The organism is Klebsiella sp. K5-45, assembly GCF_030128605.1.
Taxonomy (GTDB): Bacteria; Pseudomonadota; Gammaproteobacteria; order Enterobacterales; family Enterobacteriaceae; genus Klebsiella; species Klebsiella quasipneumoniae.
Map to the genome: position 1 here is coordinate 1 of NZ_JAKUZW010000045.1, position 2,429 is coordinate 2,429.

At 42.8% G+C, this 2,429-nt stretch carries 2 protein-coding genes and 2 pseudogenes; 2 read left to right on the top strand and 2 right to left on the bottom strand.

Annotated features, from left to right (window positions below; all coding sequences use genetic code 11):
- Positions 1 to 64: pseudogene (locus MKS11_RS27275) on the bottom strand (hypothetical protein); the annotation flags it as partial.
- Between the two features lie 64 nt (positions 65 to 128).
- On the opposite strand from MKS11_RS27275, the pseudogene MKS11_RS27280 reads away from it, so the two are divergent.
- Both MKS11_RS27280 and MKS11_RS27285 read left to right on the top strand, forming a co-directional pair.
- Positions 129 to 776 (top strand): annotated as a pseudogene (locus MKS11_RS27280) (IS5-like element ISEc68 family transposase); the annotation flags it as partial.
- A gap of 621 nt (positions 777 to 1,397) precedes the next feature.
- A complete protein-coding gene (locus MKS11_RS27285) occupies positions 1,398 to 1,655 on the top strand; it encodes a hypothetical protein (protein WP_064343465.1) in 258 nt (85 codons plus the stop codon).
- Between the two features lie 580 nt (positions 1,656 to 2,235).
- On the opposite strand, the gene MKS11_RS27290 is transcribed toward MKS11_RS27285, so the two are convergent.
- The coding region (locus tag MKS11_RS27290) for a hypothetical protein (protein WP_284109798.1) at positions 2,236 to 2,429 on the bottom strand (194 nt) is incomplete at its 5' end.

Here is a 2,429-nt window from a genome sequence, read left to right on the forward strand (position 1 = left end):
AGTACCAGCGTACGGCCCACAGAATGATGTCACGCTGAAAATGCCGGCCTTTGAATGGGTTCATGTGCAGCTCCATCAGCAAAAGGGGATGATAAGTTTATCACCACCGACTATTTGCAACAGTGCCGCTGGAGCAGCATGAACTGGCCCGCAAAATCTTCAGTACCGTTAATCACTGGCTAGCAGAGTGTGGCGTTCTAATGACCCAGGGCACCTTGGTGGATGCCACCATCATTCAAGCCCCCAGCTCTACCAAAAACAAACACAACAGCCGTGATGAAGACATGCACCAGACCAAGAAAGGTAACCAGTGGTACTTCGGCATGAAAGCGCACATTGGCGTGGACGCCAAAAGTGGCCTGACCCACAGTCTGGTGACCACGGCGGCTAACGAGCACGACCTCAATCAGGTTGGCAAGTTACTGCATGGCGATGAAGAATTTATCTCAGCCGATGCTGGTTATCAGGGGGCCGAAAAGCGCGATGAGCTCAGCGATGTCAGCGCAGACTGGCTTATCGCCAAGCGTCCCGGCAAAGTGAATGCATTGAAGCAACACCCGCGCAAGAACAAGCTGGCCATCCGTTACGAATACCTGAAAGCGAGTATCCGAGCGAAGGTTGAGCATCCATTTCGGATAGTAAAATGTCAGTTTGGTTTCGTCAAAGCCAGGTACAAGGGGCTGGCTAAAAATGACAGTCAACTGGCGATGTTATTCACCCTGGCGAACCTGGTTCGAGTTGACCAATTGATACGGGCACAGGCGAGATCTACCTGAAATGAGGAAATTGGCCTGAAACAGGGCCAAAATCAGCCACGAAGAGACGATTTTGGGCTGAAAATTGGAAAATTGAGCCACAGGACGTCGATAAAGGACGGTTTGGGGCGTCATATCGGGAGCTGCGGACCACTTAATCGCAACTTCCATAACAGGTGTCTGGAAATATAGGGGCAAATCCAATTTTCGCCAACTTCACTGACCGATTAGCTGGCACTGAACATACTATTCCAGTATACCTATTCTTGCCTTACTCATCCCGGGTATGAATCAAATAATGTGACATGGTTCGGATAGATACTGGTTATGATTTACAGAGATAATTCATGCGTTATTAATAGCCTCGTGAAGGCTCCAGATGCATGGTGCAACTTTTAAGCGATGCATGTAATGCGGTTTTTTACCCACTAGTATAGAACGAATATTCATTTCTTGCTGGGCGATCGCACACTAAGGTGTACACCAAAATAAAGACACTCTTTTTTGAAAAAAACAGAGTAAAATGTTGTGTGACATCGGCATTACAAAACGAAAATTCATGTTATAATCGGGTTATTATTGATAATGTTACGCATTGCAACGTGTAACCGGATATCTGCATTTGGGTGAAGATAGCTTAAGATGGATAAAAAATATGATTTTTCGCTCAGTTATGAAGCCTTAACACGGGTATGTGAAAATGCAATATGTGAACATATTCGCAGAGCAGGTTCTCTGGAAGGGTTAGGTTTCGCACTTGAATATACAAAGGCCTATGCTATCCTGGAAGGATGGTCTCTGCTGGCAGCTGCTGGCGATACATTTCCAGCTCTCATTGAGAAAGACAGAATATATCTGTTGCAACTAATTTCCGGGAAAAATAATATAGAGCTACATTAAATCATAAATTATTTGGCAGAACATCTCCGTTTTTACTTAACGCCCGCCGGAATCACTGACGTGAGGAAAATGAAATTTGTTGTGCAATAATAATTCTGATTATTCTGGTCAGTCGGATTGGCCGTAGAGTTTCAGTATTCTTGTGCGATGACAAGGCGGGATAACTACCGTCATCGCGCCCTGTCTGGAATCAATGACTTCAGTTTTAGATATAAAGAAAAAACAATATACACATTAGATAAAAGTGAGAAAAACTCGTCCTGTATAACATCAGGTAGAGTAAAGCATTTATCATTAACTTACTGAAGACGGAATAACTACATTTATACCCGAAAGCTATTCTCTTTGAATCTACTTTAGATTTCTATTATTTCTGATTGCCATAGGCTTTTTTACAGTACCCTGTGATTTCCTTGACTTCACTTTATATTTTATTATCATCCCATATAATAAAACCAGCGAAATAGACAAAACAACATACAATAACATAAAAATACCTGTGTTAACAATTAAAAAAGGAGATTAGGTCGAGTCCGTGAGTGATTTTAACATATACGCGAATTGATACAACTCATATGTGCTAGCCAGTTTCATCTTTTTCTTTATTTCTTTTATAGGCTTTGTTGAATAAATCAGATTTCGGGTAATGACCTGCTCCCCGTTGATTAGTACACCCCGATGTTAGTAATGTCTTCATAAGCCACATGAGGACATCCCCATGAAGAAGCGTTTTTCCGACGAACAGATCATCAGTATTCTCCGCGAAGCCGAAGC

Coding starts and splice junctions, on each gene's coding strand:
- MKS11_RS27285 (WP_064343465.1), top strand. CDS start 1,398: ATGGATAAAAAATATGATTTTTCGCTCAGTTATGAAGCCTTAACACGG.